The sequence below is a fragment of the Bradyrhizobium sp. STM 3843 genome (assembly GCF_000239815.1).
GTDB lineage: Bacteria > Pseudomonadota > Alphaproteobacteria > Rhizobiales > Xanthobacteraceae > Bradyrhizobium.
This window is the reverse complement of record NZ_CAFK01000091.1, coordinates 1-14,372: the sequence shown is the minus strand read 5'-3', so window position 1 is coordinate 14,372 and position 14,372 is coordinate 1. Positions and strand designations below refer to the sequence as shown.

Genomic DNA, 14,372 nt, shown 5'->3' with positions numbered 1-14,372 from the left:
AGGCCGTCAAGCCGAGAAATGACACGAGACCCATTAGCTCATCAGCCGCGCTCTCGTGGGAGCGGCCATAGACGGCGCTATCGCCCTCAAACCCCTGCCATCATCACATATTTGATCTCGAGATATTCCTCGATGCCGTGATGTGAGCCCTCACGGCCGAGGCCGCTTTCCTTGACGCCGCCGAACGGCGCGACTTCGGTGGTGATCAGGCCGGTGTTGACGCCGACCATGCCGGACTCCAGCGCTTCAGCGACGCGCCAGACCCGGCCGAGATCGCGCGCATAGAAGTAGGAGGCGAGACCGAACGGCGAGGCATTGCACATCGCGATCACGTCGGCCTCGTCCTTGAATCGGATCACCGGCGCCAGCGGACCGAAGGTCTCCTCGTGCGCGACCAGCGCGTCGGCCTTCACGTTCGACAGCACGGTGGGCTCGAAGAAGGTGCGCCCGAGCGAAGAGCGCTTGCCGCCGGTGACGACCTTGGCGCCGCCCTTCACCGCATCGGCAATATGACGCTCGACCTTCTCCACCGCTTCGGCATTGATCAGCGGTCCCTGCACCACGCCGGGCTCGGTGCCGTCGCCGATCTTCATCGCCGCCACCTTGGCCGCGAGCTTCTCGACGAAGGCGTCGTAGATCTTGTCCTGAGCATAGAGGCGGTTGGCGCAGACGCAGGTCTGGCCCATGTTGCGGTATTTCGAGACGATCGCGCCTTCGACCGCGGCATCGACATCGGCGTCATCGAACACGATGAAGGGCGCGTTGCCGCCGAGCTCGAGGCCGAGCTTCTTCACCGTGCCTGCAGACTGCCGGTAAAGGATCTTGCCGACCTCGGTCGAGCCGGTGAAGCCGACAAAGCGCACCGCCGGATGCTCGCACAAGACCTTGCCGATCGGCGGCGCGTCGCCGGTGATGATGTTGAACACGCCTTTCGGCACGCCAGCCTTCTCGGCCAAGGCGGCCAATGCCAGCGCGCTGAGCGGGGTCTCGTTGGCCGGCTTCAGCACGACGGTGCAGCCGGCGGCCAGCGCCGGCGATACCTTGCGCGTGATCATCGAGTTCGGGAAATTCCATGGCGTGATGGCGCCGCAGACACCGATCGGCTGCTTGATCGCGAGCAGCCGGGCATCAGGCTTCTGCGTCGGAATGGTCTCGCCATAGACCCGCCGCGCCTCCTCGGCGAAGAATTCGATATAGGCCGCGCCGATATCGACTTCACCAAGCGCTTCCGCCAGCGGCTTGCCCTGCTCGGAGGTGAGGATCAGCGCCAGATCCTCGCGGTTGGCTGTGATCAGCTCGAACCATTTGCGCAAGATGTTGGAGCGCTGCTTCGCGGTGAGCTTGGCCCAGGCAGGAAAGGCGCGGTTGGCCGCTTCGACCGCTTTCGTCGCATCCTCAGGCCCGAGCTGCGCGACCTTCGCCAGCTCGGCGCCGGTCGCGGGATTGTTGACCGCGAACACCGGCGTGCCGACCCAGGCGCCATCGATATAGCACTGCTCGCGCAGCAGCGAGGGATCCTTCAGGCGGTCTCGCAAACTCTGCTGGGAGGACTGAGATGCGCGTGCGGCGGCGGTCGGGGTCATGGACGTCTCCTCGCATGGTGCAGGTTCCGCCCACTATATATGCCGGTGAGGTCGTCATACACCGCGCAAACGCGCAGACCTCCCCAGCCCACCACGAAAGGACAGAGTCCGGGGTCGGTTAAGTCTCGATCGCCGATACAAGAAGTTCAGGTTGCCGGCTCAGGCCGCTCCGCTCAGATAGGTTTCGCGCCGTCCGATCATCCGCTCCGCCGCAGCCTTGGCGTCGGCCTTGGTCGAGGTCGCACAGGTGCGATATTCGAGATCAGGCAGCGTCGCCGGGTCGCGGCGCCCGAACCAGGACTTCTGGCCGACCGGCAGCAGCGCCAGGGCTTGCGCGACATTGTCGACCGCGCCGAACGAATAGAGCGCACCGGTGGCGGCCACCCGCACTTCGTAGATCCCGGGCGTGATCGGCGCCTCGATATTGTCGCCGCGGCCCGGTCTCGGATACCGCTTCCACTCGCTCCAGGTAGAGATCATATCGCCCCCTCGCGGCCGTGATGCCGCCGAAATCTTTGCTGCGGCCGGACGCCGGCCTGCTGAACGCCTTGACGCAGAAATAGTTTCAAACTGCAAAATCCCAAGAGCCGCAGGCGAGCATAGCGCCCATGCGGGTGCTCGAGCCATCCGCGCGCACCCTGAGATCAAGGTGAGGATAAACCATGATTCTCCGAGATTTCTAAGACCGAGCCCGCGTTGTCCCCCGCCAGCCTTTTTGCGGCCGCACATCACGACATCGCGACCAGTCGCCGGCCCTGGAGTTCTTGCTGCCCTCGGCAGGCCAGATCACAATCCTTCCGCTGAGACAAACAACGGGAGGATAATCATGCAGGGTCAGGCGGAGATCGATCGGCTGTTGCGGCAGAAGACCGATACGAGCGCAATTCCCGGCGTGGTCGCGGTGGCGGCCAGCGGGAGCGAGGTGATCTACCAGGGCGCGTTCGGCAAGCGCGACCTGGCCAAGGCGGATCCGATGACCACGGACAGCGTGTTCTGGATCGCCTCGATGACCAAGGCCATCACCTGTGCCGGCGCGATGCAGCTGGTCGAACAGGAGCGGCTGTCATTGGACGCGCCGATCGGCCGGCTGCTGCCCGACCTTGCCGCGCCCCAGGTGCTGGAAGGTTTCAATGCCAATGGCGAGCCGATGCTGCGGCCAGCGAAGACAGAGATCACGCTCCGCCAGCTCATGACCCACACCGCCGGCTTCTGCTACGACATGTGGAACGGCGACATGGTCACCTACCTGGAAAAGACCGGTCTCCCGGGGATCATCACCTGCAAGAACGATGCGCTGAAGACGCCGCTGGCGTCCGACCCTGGCACGCGCTGGGAATACGGGAGCAATATCGATTTCGTCGGCAAGGCCGTCGAGGCAAAGAGCGGCCAGAAGCTCGACAGATATCTGCATAAGAACCTGTTCGCACCACTCGGCATGAGCGACACCGGATTCAAACTCGGCGCATCGCAGCGGGAGCGGCTGGTCGGCATGCATGCGCGCGGGCCGGATGGAGCACTCGCACCAATCCCGTTCGAGATGGAGCAGGAGCCGGAATTCCACATGGGCGGAGGCGGGCTCTATGGCACTGCCGGCGACTACATCAAGTTCACGCAGATGATCCTCAACAAGGGTCGCGGCAACGGCAATCAGGTGCTCAAGCCCGAGACCGTCGGCGCGATGTGCGAAAACCACATCGGCGAACTTGAAATGACGAAGATGACTGCGGCCGTGCCAGGCGTGACCAATGATGTCGATCTCTATCCCGACATCGTCAAGAAATGGGGCCTCAGCTTCATGATCAACACGGCGCGTACGCCGGAAGGCCGCAGCGCCGGCAGCCTCGCCTGGGCGGGTCTCGCCAACACCTACTACTGGATCGATCCGACGCGCGACGTCGCCGGCGTGATCCTGATGCAGGTGCTGCCGTTTGCGGACCGGCAGTGCCTCGAAGCCTTTGCCGGCTTCGAGCGCGGCATCTATGCCGGGCTCGATGCCGCCGGCGGCCAGAAGGCAGCGTAACTTTGGACACCGTCATGGCCGGGCTCCCGGTCATGACGAAAGTCAGGGATTAGAGTTATTCTAAGCTAAGCCGGGAGGCCGTTCTGCTCGGCGAGCTGCTTCAGCGACACCTGCGGCCGTGCACCGATGTGCTGGATCACCTCGGCGGCTGCGAGCCCGCCGAGCCGGCCGGCCTTCTCATAGCCCGCCTTCCGCACCAAGCCGAACAGGAAGCCGGCCGCGAACAGATCGCCGGCGCCTGTGGTGTCGATCAGAGTGTCGATCGGAAAGGCCGGCACCGAAATCACACCGTCATTGGAGACGACGACGCAGCCCTTCTCGCTGCGGGTGACGATGCCGAGCGTGGCATCCTCGCGCAGCTGCTTCAGCGCGCCGTCGAAATCCGAGGTCTGATACAGCGAATGCAGCTCCGCCTCGTTGGCAAAAACCAAGTCAACAGTGCCGCCGCGCATCAGCTCCAGAAACTCGTCGCGATAGCGGTCGACGCAGAACGCATCCGACAAGGTCAGCGCGACCTCGCGTCCCGCATCATGCGCGATGGTGGCGGCCTTCACGAAGGCATCCTTGGCGTCCTTCGGATCCCACAGATAGCCTTCGAGATAAGTGATGCGCGCGGCCGCGATCTGGCCGGCATCGATATCATCGGGCGTCAGCTTCTGCGCAGCGCCGAGGTAAGTATTCATGGTGCGCTCGCCATCCGGCGTCACCAGGATGTAGGAGCAGCCGGTGGCCGGACCATCGATAGCTGGCAGGGTGTCGAAGGCCACGCCGGCGGCCCGGATGTCATGGGCATACATCCGCCCGATCTGGTCGTCCTTGACCTTGCCGATATAGGCGGTGCGCGCGCCGAAGCTCGCCAGGCCTACAATGGTGTTGGCGGCCGACCCGCCGGACATCTCGGTCGCCGGGCCCATGTCGCGATAGATCGCCGCCGCGCGGGCCTCGTCGATCAGCGCCATGCTACCCTTCGCCATGGCGTGCTTGGCGAGGAAGCCTTCGTCGGTCTGCACCAGCACGTCGAAAATGGCGTTGCCGATCGCCAGAACGTCGTATTTTGCGTCAGTCATCCACCGGCCCCGTCTACGGCGGTTGCGAAAGGCTGGGGCCTATCACAAGCCGCGCTGCTATAGAAGCCCGATGATCCGGTCTTTTCTCACTGTGGTGTCGGGGACACTGGCCTCGCGGCTGCTCGGCTTCGTCAGGGACGCGCTGATAGCGGCGCTGCTTGGCACGGGAGCGATCGCCGATGCCTTTCTCGCGGCGTTCCAGCTCGTCAACGTCATCCGCAGGCTGCTCACGGAAGGAGCACTGAACGCAGCGCTGGTACCGGCCTGGCTGCGGCTGCGTCAGGACAAGGGCGCCGCTGCTGCGGCTGCCTTCGCCGGTCGCGTGCTCGGCACCTTCAGCGCCGGCCTCATCGCCGCCACAATGCTGCTGGCACTTCTGATGCCAATCGTCATGACCGTGCTCACGCCAGGCTTCGCCGGGCAGCAGACGTTGAGCCTCGCGGTCGATGACGCCAGGCTGATGCTGCCCTACCTCGCCTTTGCCGGGCCATCGACGGTGCTGCTTGCGCTGGCGAGTGCGCAGCGTCGTTTTGCGCTCGCCGCTTTCGCGCCGCTGCTGTTCAACGCCACGCTGATCGGCGTGACGATCGCGTTCCTCATCATGCAAGGCGATGCAGCCTTTGCGGCGTCGATCCTGGCGGCGACCATCGGACTTGCAGGACTGCTGCAACTCCTCATCCTCGTGCTGCGCCGGGACCGCGACGTCGCGACGCCGTTGCGCGTCTCGCTCGATCCCGAGTTCCGCGCCTTTGTCGGCAAGGCGCTGCCCGGCATGATCGCAAGCGCATCGCCACAATTGCTCGCCGTCGCAGGCGCAATCATCGCCTCGGCACAGCCCTCGGCCGTGTCCTGGCTCTACTACGCCAATCGTCTGATCGAGCTGCCGCTCGGCATCGTCGGCGTCGCGATGGGCACTGTGCTGGTGCCTGAACTGACGCGCGCCTTCCATGCGGAAGACAGGACAACGCTGGCGCAGGCGCAATCGCGCGGCCTGGAGCTCGCGGTCGGACTGACGCTGCCGGCAACGCTCGGCCTGATGCTGCTCAGCGAGCCGATCGTGCGGCTGTTGTTCGAGCACGGCGCCTTCACCCGCGAGGACGGCGCGGCCACCGCGCGCATCCTGATGTGGCTTGCGGCAGCGCTGCCGGCGCAGGTGCTGGCGAAAGCGCTCTCGCCGGCTTTTTTTGCACGCCACGACACCCAGACGCCGCTTCGCGCCACCTTGATCGGTTCCGGCGTCGCGATCGCCCTCGCTTTCCTGTTCGGACAGGTGCTGGGCGCAGCAGGGATCGCGGCAGGCCTTGCACTCGGCGCCTGGGCCAACACGCTGGTCCTGATCCGGCGCGGTATCACAAGCTTCGGCTTTGCGATCGAGCCCGCCTCACGGCGCCGGCTGCCGCGCATCGTGCTCGCCGCCGCGATCATGGGCGCGATGCTTTGGCTCGCGACCACGCTCATGATCACGGACACCCCGCGGCACGCCCTCGCCCAGGCCGCTCTCGTGACCGCGCTGATCGCGGGCTGCATCGCCATCTACGGCCTGGTCCTCGTCGCGCTGGGCGTCATCGGCTGGCGCGAAACTCTGCAGGCGATTCGACAAAAGCCGCGCCGCGACTTGCACCTTTAGGGCGCTCGTGCCAAACGACGCAGCAAATTCTGCAGGGAATATCGACCATGGCCTTCGTGGAACGGGTTTTTTCGGGCGTCCAGCCGACCGGCAATCTGCATCTCGGCAATTATCTCGGCGCCATCGTCAACTTCGTGAAGATGCAGGAGACCCACAACTGCATCTATTGCGTGGTCGACATGCACGCCATCACGATGCCGACCGATGTGTGGGGCGGCCCGACGGGATTGCCGCGCGCGACCCGCGAGGTCACCGCAGCCTTCATCGCCGCCGGCATCGATCCCAAGAAGCATATCGTCTTCAACCAGAGCCAGGTCTCCGGCCATGCCGAGCTCGCCTGGATCTTCAACTGTGTCGCGCGCATCGGCTGGCTGAACCGGATGACCCAGTTCAAGGAGAAGGCCGGCAAGGATCGCGAGAACGCGTCAGTCGGCCTCTACGATTATCCGGTGCTGATGGCGGCCGACATCCTGCTCTATCGCGCCACCCACGTGCCGGTCGGTGAGGACCAGAAGCAGCATCTGGAGCTTGCGCGCGACATCGCACAGAAGTTCAACAACGACTTCGGCGACTCCATTCGCAGCAACGGTTTTGGCGACGGCTTGTTCTTTCCGCAGCCGGAGCCGTTCATCACGGGACCGGCGACGCGGGTGATGTCGCTGCGCGACGGCACCAAGAAGATGTCGAAGTCGGACGCCTCGGACTATTCACGCATCAACCTGACGGATGATGCCGATATGATCGCGCAGAAGATCCGCAAGGCGAAGACCGATCCGGAGCCGTTGCCGACCGAGGAGAAGGGCCTGGAGGCGCGGCCCGAGGCCGACAATCTGGTCGGCATCTACGCAGCGCTCTCGAACCGCAGCAAGGCGGAGGTGTTGCGTGAGTTCGGCGGCGGCCAGTTCTCCAGCTTCAAGAACGCGCTGGTGGAGCTCTGCGTTGCCAAGCTCGCGCCGATCGCGGCTGATATGAAGCGGCTCACGGCGGATCCGGGCTATGTCGATTCGGTTCTGATCGACGGCGCCGAGCGCGCGACCGCGATTGCCGCTGAGACGATGGCGATGACCCGGGACATCGTCGGCTTCATCCACAAGCGCTGAAGGCGCGCGGCCGCGCAGGGGTGAACGACTGGGCCTCCCAAAATGACGCCGGTTGTGGCAGCATGACTTGGTTTGGCCTGCGCAAGCGGAACCTCCATGGCCCAGCAGCGGCAAAGCTATCAGACCGGGCACGCACCGAAATGCCTGGTCGTCGTCGATGACAGCGCCGAATGGGATCGCGCGGTGCGCTATGCGAGCCGCTGGGCGATCCGCAACAGCGGCGGCATCGTCATGCTGCGCATCATCGAAATCGAGAGCCAGAACCAGCAATGGCTGGGGGTCGCCGACCTGATGCGCGCGGAGGCCCATGAAGAGGCCAATGCCGCATTGGATCGCGGCGCGGCGCTGGCAGGTAGCATCGGCGTGACCGCGCCGGAACGGGTCGTTCGCGAAGGTGACGCCACCGACCAGATCCTGGCCACCATCGAGGCCGATGCCGATATCGCGCTTCTGATGTTGGCCGCCAATTCGGGGGCGGAGGGGCCCGGTCCCTTGATCACGCACGTCACGGATATCGCGGGGACGTTCCCGATACCGGTGCTGATCGTGCCCGGCGACCTCAAGGATGCCGATATTGACGCGCTGGCATAGCCGCAATGGCGCCCCCGCGGCTTGACCGTGCATCGGCGCACGCCATCTGTTACAACGACGCCCACACGCCGGCCTTGAACCGGCGCTGCCGGAGAAAATCATGTTCATTCAGACCGAAGCCACTCCCAATCCCGCCACCTTGAAGTTCATCCCGGGGCGCATCGTGCTCCAGACCGGTACGATGGAATTCAACAGCCGCGAAGCCGCGGCCCGCTCGCCGCTTGCCGGGCGCCTGTTCGAGATCGAAGGTATCACCGGCGTGTTCTATGGTTCCGACTTCATCACGGTGACCAAGGACGGCGGCGATTGGCAGCATCTGAAGCCCGCGATCCTCGGCGCCATCATGGAGCACTACATGTCGGGCGCGCCGCTGCTTGCCGATGGCAGCGCGGCAAGCGATGACCTCGCCGACGAAGAGGACGAGTTCTACAACGAAGCCGATGCCGAGACGGTCGACATCATCAAGGACCTGATCGAGACGCGCGTGCGCCCCGCTGTCGCCAACGACGGCGGCGACATCACCTTCCGCGGGTTCAAGGACGGCATTGTCTATCTCAATATGAAGGGCGCCTGCTCGGGCTGCCCGTCATCGACCGCCACCTTGCAGCACGGTATCCAGAACCTGCTGCGGCATTTCGTGCCCGAAGTGGTCGAAGTCCGCCCGATGTGAGAGACGCGAACGGCGAATAGGCGAATAGGGAGTAGCGATCGGCCAGATTGCTTGGACCTGTTCGCTACTCGTCATTCGCTATTGGCTCGCCAACCAAGCGCCCGCGAGCACCCAGGCGCCCGAATATTCCTGCCTAATCCCCCGTATTTTCAACGATTTAGACTTCCCTCGGAGACACCGAGGTGCGATATTGCGCGCGTTCTATTGGACGCCAATGCCAAGCTTTACTTTATTACCGTTAGAGCCCTGCACGGCTCGGGCGCGATACGCGAAACCGACACGATGTTGATTCTCGCCATCGATACCGCGCTGGATCATTGTGCTGCAGCAGTGCTGGACACTGACGTGGGCGAGATGCGCGCGCACGAATCTCAGCCGATGAAACGCGGCCATGCGGAGGCTTTGATGCCGATGATCGCGCGCGTCGTGCGGCAATCGGGTGTGTCGTTTGTCGCCCTCGATCGCATCGCAGTCACGACCGGTCCGGGCAGCTTCACCGGACTGCGGGTCGGCTTGTCGGCCGCACGCGGGATTGCGCTGGCCGCCCACAAGCCGGTCGTCGGCGTCACCACATTGTCGGCCTACGCGGCCCCCATCGTCAGCGAAGATAGCCCGCATCCTGTGATCTCCGCGATCGATGCGCGCCATGACCAGGTCTATTTCCAGGTCGTGGGCGGCGGCGGCGGCGAGCTCGTCGCACCGCAAGTAGCCCCGATCGAGGACGCGCTTGCAGCCGCACATCTTGGCGCGGTGCATCTGGTCGGCAATGCTGCCGGCCTCCTCGCCGCGCGCTGGCCTGCTGATGCCGAAGCCCCCGCCAGCGTGGATATGCAAGCCGCTCCGGACATTGCCTGGGTCGCCTGGCTGGGAGCTGCGGCCGATCCCGAGCGAGCGCCGGCGCGGCCGTTCTATCTGCGAGCTCCGGACGTCAAGCTCCCCGCGGACATGCTGCAAGCGGCCGCACAGACGGCCGCTTCGTGATGACGTGGCTTTCGCGGTGGTTCGGCGGCGGCAAGCCGGCGATCGAGGCTGCCTCGCAGCGCGATGCCACGCGGCTCGCGCAGATCCATGCGGCATCATTCCACCGCGGCTGGGGCGAAGGCGAGTTCGAGGCGATGCTGGCGGAGCGCAACACGCTGGTGCACCGCCTGCGGCTGGGACGCCGTACCGTCGGCCTCATCGTCTCGCGCATCGGCGCCGACGAGGCTGAGATTTTATCGGTCGCACTTGACCCAAATCATCGCGGCCGCGGATTTTCCCGTGATCTGCTTTTGACGCATCTGGGCCATTTGGCGGGCCGCGGCGTGCGGACGGTGTTCCTCGAAGTCGAGGAGAACAACCGGCCAGCACGTCGTCTCTACGAAAGGGCCGGATTTGCGACCGTCGGGCGGCGCGAACGCTATTATCTGCAACCCGGCGGGGAACAGCTGAATGCGCTTCTGATGCGCAGGGACTTGTCGTAGTATGAGCCGGTGTTCCGGCGCTCACATTCGCACCCCTTGGGAGCAACGTTTGCGAATGCGAGTGCCGAAGGAACACCAGCCAAAAACATAAGTGCTAGTAAAGCTCTGGATTGACGTTCGCATGTCCGATTCCTGGCAGCCAGGAGGTGAACGTCAAATCCGCTTCACTGGCTTGGCACCAAGCGGACCCCTGAGGCGAGAGATCATGACGTCCTTGAAAACCACCACGCCCGCGCTGCAGTCCTCCGGTATCGAGGCGCGCTGCGCCGCAACCGGCATGCGGATGACCGAGCAGCGCCGTGTCATTGCACGCGTACTGGCGGAAGCGGCCGACCACCCCGATGTCGAGGAGCTTTACCGGCGCTGCGTGGCGGTGGACGACAAGATCTCGATCTCCACGGTGTATCGCACCGTCAAGCTGTTCGAAGATGCTGGGATCATCGAGCGACATGATTTCCGCGAGGGCCGCGCCCGTTACGAGCAGATGCGCGACAGCCACCACGATCACCTGATCAATCTGCGCGACGGCAAGGTGATCGAGTTCACCTCCGAGGAGATCGAGAAGCTCCAGGCGGAGATCGCGCGCAAGCTCGGCTACAAGCTGGTGGACCACCGGCTCGAGCTCTATTGCGTCCCGCTTGATGAGGAAGCCAGCAACTGACGCGACCCTCGTCCTTCGTGTCCATCGATCTCGTCATCTTCGATTGCGACGGCGTGCTGGTCGACAGCGAGGTGATCTCCTGTCAGGCCCACGCCGACGTGCTCAGCCAATGCGGCTATCCGATCACCGCCGACCAGGTGTTCGATCGCTTTCTCGGCCGCTCGGCCAGGCAGGCGCGGCTGGAAATCGAGGCCGAGCTCGGTCGCAGCTTGCCGGACGATTTCAATGTGCTGCTGCAGGATCAGCTGTTTGAAGCTTTCGAGGCCGACCTGCGGGCCATCGACGGCATTGCCCAGGCGCTCGATGGCATCGATGTACCGGTCTGTGTGGCCTCATCGGGCTCGCACCGCCGCATGGGCGTCAGCCTCGGCGCAACAAAGCTGTATCAGCGCTTTGCGCCGCACATCTTCTCGTCGTCCCAGGTCGAGAACGGCAAGCCGGCCCCCGACCTGTTCCTGTTCGCGGCGGCACAGATGCGGGCCGAGCCGGCTCGGTGCGTTGTCGTCGAAGACAGCGTGGCGGGCGTCAAGGGCGCCGTTGCGGCCGGGATGAAGGTGCTCGGGTTTTGCGGCGGCAGCCATTGCCGGGACGACCATGCCGCGACCTTGCAGGCCGCCGGGGCGAGCTTAACCTTTGACGATATGAGCCAATTGCCAACCTTGCTCGGCCGCGTACGCGCCAAAATGGCCCCAATCGCTGGATTTTCAGCCGATCAGCCTATATCTGAGGCCTGATCGAGACTGGCGTCGGATGGGCGCCGCCTTTACCGCGAACCAGGGTTCCAAGCGGGATTTATGACGCCGCCGCGCAAGCTGCATATCAAGTCCTATGGCTGCCAGATGAACGTCTACGATGCCCAGCGCATGGTGGACACGCTGCGGCCTGAGGGTTTTGTCGAGACCGCCAGCGTCGAAGACGCCGATCTCGTGATCCTCAACACCTGCCATATCCGCGAAAAGGCGTCCGAAAAGGTCTATTCGGAACTCGGCCGGCTGCGGCAGGCCAAGGACGACCCCGCGCGTGGCGGCCGCGCGATGCGCATCGCGGTGGCCGGCTGCGTGGCCCAGGCCGAAGGCGAGGAGATCATCGCCCGTGCGCCGGTGGTCGACATCGTGGTGGGACCGCAGAGCTATCATCATCTGCCCGACCTGCTGAAACGTGCAGAGAATGGCGAGCAGGCGGTTGAGACCGAATTTCCCGCCGAGGACAAGTTCGGCTTTCTGGCCAAGCCCAGGCCGGACGCCATTCGCGCGCGCGGCATCTCGGCCTTCGTCACCGTGCAGGAGGGCTGTGACAAGTTCTGCACCTTCTGCGTGGTGCCCTATACGCGCGGCAGCGAGATGTCGCGTCCGGTTACCAGGATCGTCGGCGAGGTGAAAGAGCTCACCGCGAACGGCGTGCGCGAGATCACCCTGATCGGGCAGAACGTGAATGCCTATCACGGCGAGGGGCCTGATGGGCGCAGCTGGACGCTAGGACGGCTGCTGTACCAGCTCGCCGAAATTCCGGGGCTGGCGCGGATCCGCTATTCCACGAGCCATCCGAACGACGTCGACGACAGTCTGATCGCGGCCCATCGCGACTTGTCCGCCCTGATGCCGTTCGTCCATTTGCCGGTGCAATCCGGCTCCGACCGGATTCTGGCGGCCATGAACCGCAAACATCGGGCGGCCGATTATCACAAAGTCATCGACCGGTTCCGTGCGGCGCGCCAAGACATTGCGTTTTCATCGGATTTCATCGTCGGCTTTCCGGGCGAAACCGAGGAAGATTTTCGCGCCACCCTCGCGCTTGTCGCACAAATCGGCTACGCTGCCGCGTATTCGTTCAAATATTCGCCGCGACCGGGCACGCCCGCGGCGGAGATGCGGGAGACGGTGTCTTTAAGCGAGATGGACGCGCGATTGGAGCGACTCCAGGCCTTGATCGACAGCCAGCAATCGGCCTTCAACAGGGCTTCGATCGGCACCATCGTGGATGTGCTGTTCGAGCGCGTGGCGCGCAATCCCGGACAGATCGTCGGCCGCACCGCCTATCTGCAGCCCGCCCATGTGATGGCTGGACCCGACATCATCGGCCAGGTGCTCCCCGTCAGAATCGACAGCCTCGAGCGCTACAGCCTGCTCGGCGAGCTCGTAAGCCCAGCCGAGCAGCAGGCTGCGGCATCCCCTATCACCATCGGAGCCTGAACTCTTGCCCAAGAGCGCATCGGAACAGCCTTCGCTCGCTCAAAGCCGCAAGTTCGACCGCAACATGTCCATTCCGCCTGAAGCACAGGTCGTCATCGATTTCGACGACAACCGGGCGGCTTCCGCCCTGGTCGGCCCCTACGGCCAGAATCTCGCGCTGATCGAGCGCCGGCTCGGCGTCGTCGTCGATTCCCGCGGCAACCACATCACCATTGGTGGCTCGCGCGACGGCTGCGACGCGGCGCGGCGCGTGCTGGAGTCGCTTTATGCCCAGGCGGTGAAGGGCCACGATCTCGCGCAAGGCGATGTCGACGGCGCGATCCGCGCCGTGGTCGCGCAGGGCTCGCTGTTCGAGTTCGACGCCAAGAACGCAAAGTCGGGCTTCGAGACCATCAACCTGCGCAAGCGCCCGGTGCGCGCGCGCACCGCCGCGCAGGATTCCTACATCCGCGCCCTGAAGCGCCACGAGCTCGTGTTCGGCGTTGGCCCCGCCGGCACCGGCAAGACCTGGCTTGCGGTCGCCCATGCCGCACAGCTGTTCGAGCGCAAGGAAGTCGATCGCATCATCCTGTCGCGACCCGCGGTGGAAGCCGGCGAGCGGCTCGGCTTCCTGCCGGGCGATCTGCGCGAGAAGGTCGATCCGTATCTGCGCCCGATCTATGACGCGCTCTACGACCTGATGGACGCGCGGGTGGTCGAGCGCGCGCTGCAGGCCGGCGAGATCGAGATTGCACCGCTCGCCTTCATGCGCGGACGCACCTTGACCAACGCCGCCATCATCCTGGACGAGGCACAGAACACCACGTCCATGCAGATGAAGATGTTCCTGACCCGGCTCGGCGAGAACAGCCGGATGATCATTACCGGTGACCCGTCGCAGGTCGACCTGCCGAACGGACAGACGTCGGGCCTTGCGGAAGCCGCACGGCTGCTCGACGGCGTCGATGGCATTGCACAAGTGAGATTCACCGGCGAAGACGTTATTCGCCACGAGCTGGTGGCGCGCATTGTCGCCGCCTATGAGGGCGCCAAGGAGCGCTGACCCGGGAGAGGATGCCGACGGGCGTGCTGATCGATCAGCGCCCGCTTCGCATAGACTTAAACCAAGATGCCACAAAGTAGCCTCCCAACGACCGAGGTCATCGTCGCCGCCGAGTGCTGGCAGGACCAGCCGGACGCCGAAGCCGTCATCCAGCGCGCGATCCTGGCCGCGGCCGAAATGGTCGATGCCGATATCGGCGAAGCCGAGATCGCGGTGATGCTGACGGACGACGCGGGAATCCGCACCCTCAACAGCAATTGGCGCGGCATCGACAAGCCGACCAACGTGCTCTCATTTCCTGCGCTGCAGCCGACCGGTCCGCGCGGCGACGACGATGCACCGCCTATGCTCGGCGACAT

General features: G+C 64.5%; 15 protein-coding genes. 12 read left to right on the top strand and 3 right to left on the bottom strand.

What is annotated here, in order from left to right; translation table 11 throughout:
* Window positions 1-86 precede the first annotated feature (86 nt).
* Both BRAS3843_RS12425 and BRAS3843_RS12420 read right to left on the bottom strand, forming a co-directional pair.
* Window positions 87-1,583 carry an NAD-dependent succinate-semialdehyde dehydrogenase gene (locus BRAS3843_RS12425; protein WP_008969241.1) on the bottom strand — a complete coding sequence of 499 codons (1,497 nt, stop codon included), beginning with the start codon at window positions 1,581-1,583 and terminating at the stop codon, window positions 87-89.
* A gap of 159 nt (window positions 1,584-1,742) precedes the next feature.
* A complete protein-coding gene (locus BRAS3843_RS12420) occupies window positions 1,743-2,063 on the bottom strand; it encodes a hypothetical protein (protein WP_008969240.1) in 321 nt (106 codons plus the stop codon).
* A gap of 346 nt (window positions 2,064-2,409) precedes the next feature.
* On the opposite strand from BRAS3843_RS12420, the gene BRAS3843_RS12415 reads away from it, so the two are divergent.
* Window positions 2,410-3,603, top strand: a complete 1,194-nt coding sequence (locus tag BRAS3843_RS12415; RefSeq protein WP_008969239.1) for a serine hydrolase domain-containing protein — start codon at window positions 2,410-2,412, stop codon at window positions 3,601-3,603.
* 65 nt (window positions 3,604-3,668) lie between these two features.
* On the opposite strand, the gene BRAS3843_RS12410 is transcribed toward BRAS3843_RS12415, so the two are convergent.
* Complete coding sequence (locus BRAS3843_RS12410) at window positions 3,669-4,670, bottom strand: adenosine kinase (protein WP_008969238.1); 1,002 nt, start codon at window positions 4,668-4,670, stop codon at window positions 3,669-3,671.
* Between the two features lie 70 nt (window positions 4,671-4,740).
* Between BRAS3843_RS12410 and murJ the strand changes: the two genes are divergently transcribed.
* The 11 genes from murJ to ybeY all read left to right on the top strand — a co-directional run.
* Entirely contained in the window at window positions 4,741-6,297 is a 1,557-nt protein-coding gene (gene murJ / locus BRAS3843_RS12405) for a murein biosynthesis integral membrane protein MurJ (RefSeq protein WP_008969237.1), read from the top strand.
* A gap of 47 nt (window positions 6,298-6,344) precedes the next feature.
* Window positions 6,345-7,397 carry a tryptophan--tRNA ligase gene (gene trpS / locus BRAS3843_RS12400; RefSeq protein WP_008969236.1) on the top strand — a complete coding sequence of 351 codons (1,053 nt, stop codon included), beginning with the start codon at window positions 6,345-6,347 and terminating at the stop codon, window positions 7,395-7,397.
* 96 nt (window positions 7,398-7,493) lie between these two features.
* Complete coding sequence (locus BRAS3843_RS12395; protein ID WP_008969235.1) at window positions 7,494-7,988, top strand: universal stress protein; 495 nt, start codon at window positions 7,494-7,496, stop codon at window positions 7,986-7,988.
* 100 nt (window positions 7,989-8,088) lie between these two features.
* A complete protein-coding gene (locus tag BRAS3843_RS12390) occupies window positions 8,089-8,658 on the top strand; it encodes a NifU family protein (protein WP_008969234.1) in 570 nt (189 codons plus the stop codon).
* 282 nt (window positions 8,659-8,940) lie between these two features.
* Window positions 8,941-9,639: a tRNA (adenosine(37)-N6)-threonylcarbamoyltransferase complex dimerization subunit type 1 TsaB gene (gene tsaB, locus BRAS3843_RS12385; protein WP_008969233.1), complete on the top strand. Its 699-nt coding sequence runs from the start codon at window positions 8,941-8,943 to the stop codon at window positions 9,637-9,639.
* The gene (gene rimI / locus BRAS3843_RS12380; protein ID WP_008969232.1) at window positions 9,639-10,121 is read left to right on the top strand and encodes a ribosomal protein S18-alanine N-acetyltransferase; all 483 of its coding nucleotides are present in this window, start codon (window positions 9,639-9,641) and stop codon (window positions 10,119-10,121) included. The genes tsaB and rimI overlap by 1 nt, the downstream gene beginning before the upstream one ends.
* 205 nt (window positions 10,122-10,326) lie before the next feature.
* The gene (locus BRAS3843_RS12375) at window positions 10,327-10,782 is read left to right on the top strand and encodes a Fur family transcriptional regulator (protein ID WP_008969231.1); all 456 of its coding nucleotides are present in this window, start codon (window positions 10,327-10,329) and stop codon (window positions 10,780-10,782) included.
* Window positions 10,783-10,799: 17 nt separating this feature from the next.
* On the top strand, window positions 10,800-11,516 hold the full coding sequence (locus tag BRAS3843_RS12370; RefSeq protein ID WP_008969230.1) for an HAD family hydrolase: 717 nt from the start codon (window positions 10,800-10,802) through the stop codon (window positions 11,514-11,516).
* A 60-nt stretch (window positions 11,517-11,576) separates the two neighbouring features.
* The gene (gene miaB / locus BRAS3843_RS12365; RefSeq protein ID WP_008969229.1) at window positions 11,577-12,971 is read left to right on the top strand and encodes a tRNA (N6-isopentenyl adenosine(37)-C2)-methylthiotransferase MiaB; all 1,395 of its coding nucleotides are present in this window, start codon (window positions 11,577-11,579) and stop codon (window positions 12,969-12,971) included.
* Between the two features lie 4 nt (window positions 12,972-12,975).
* Complete coding sequence (locus BRAS3843_RS12360) at window positions 12,976-14,013, top strand: PhoH family protein (RefSeq protein WP_035981556.1); 1,038 nt, start codon at window positions 12,976-12,978, stop codon at window positions 14,011-14,013.
* Between the two features lie 66 nt (window positions 14,014-14,079).
* Window positions 14,080-14,372, top strand: a 293-nt coding sequence (gene ybeY / locus BRAS3843_RS12355; protein WP_035981555.1) for an rRNA maturation RNase YbeY, incomplete at its 3' end; no start/stop codon positions are given.

Coding starts and splice junctions, on each gene's coding strand:
- tsaB (WP_008969233.1), top strand. CDS start 8,941: ATGTTGATTCTCGCCATCGATACCGCGCTGGATCATTGTGCTGCAGCA.
- trpS (WP_008969236.1), top strand. CDS start 6,345: ATGGCCTTCGTGGAACGGGTTTTTTCGGGCGTCCAGCCGACCGGCAAT.
- BRAS3843_RS12415 (WP_008969239.1), top strand. CDS start 2,410: ATGCAGGGTCAGGCGGAGATCGATCGGCTGTTGCGGCAGAAGACCGAT.
- rimI (WP_008969232.1), top strand. CDS start 9,639: ATGACGTGGCTTTCGCGGTGGTTCGGCGGCGGCAAGCCGGCGATCGAG.
- murJ (WP_008969237.1), top strand. CDS start 4,741: ATGATCCGGTCTTTTCTCACTGTGGTGTCGGGGACACTGGCCTCGCGG.
- BRAS3843_RS12395 (WP_008969235.1), top strand. CDS start 7,494: ATGGCCCAGCAGCGGCAAAGCTATCAGACCGGGCACGCACCGAAATGC.
- BRAS3843_RS12390 (WP_008969234.1), top strand. CDS start 8,089: ATGTTCATTCAGACCGAAGCCACTCCCAATCCCGCCACCTTGAAGTTC.
- BRAS3843_RS12425 (WP_008969241.1), bottom strand. CDS start 1,583: ATGACCCCGACCGCCGCCGCACGCGCATCTCAGTCCTCCCAGCAGAGT.
- miaB (WP_008969229.1), top strand. CDS start 11,577: ATGACGCCGCCGCGCAAGCTGCATATCAAGTCCTATGGCTGCCAGATG.
- BRAS3843_RS12375 (WP_008969231.1), top strand. CDS start 10,327: ATGACGTCCTTGAAAACCACCACGCCCGCGCTGCAGTCCTCCGGTATC.
- BRAS3843_RS12410 (WP_008969238.1), bottom strand. CDS start 4,670: ATGACTGACGCAAAATACGACGTTCTGGCGATCGGCAACGCCATTTTC.
- BRAS3843_RS12420 (WP_008969240.1), bottom strand. CDS start 2,063: ATGATCTCTACCTGGAGCGAGTGGAAGCGGTATCCGAGACCGGGCCGC.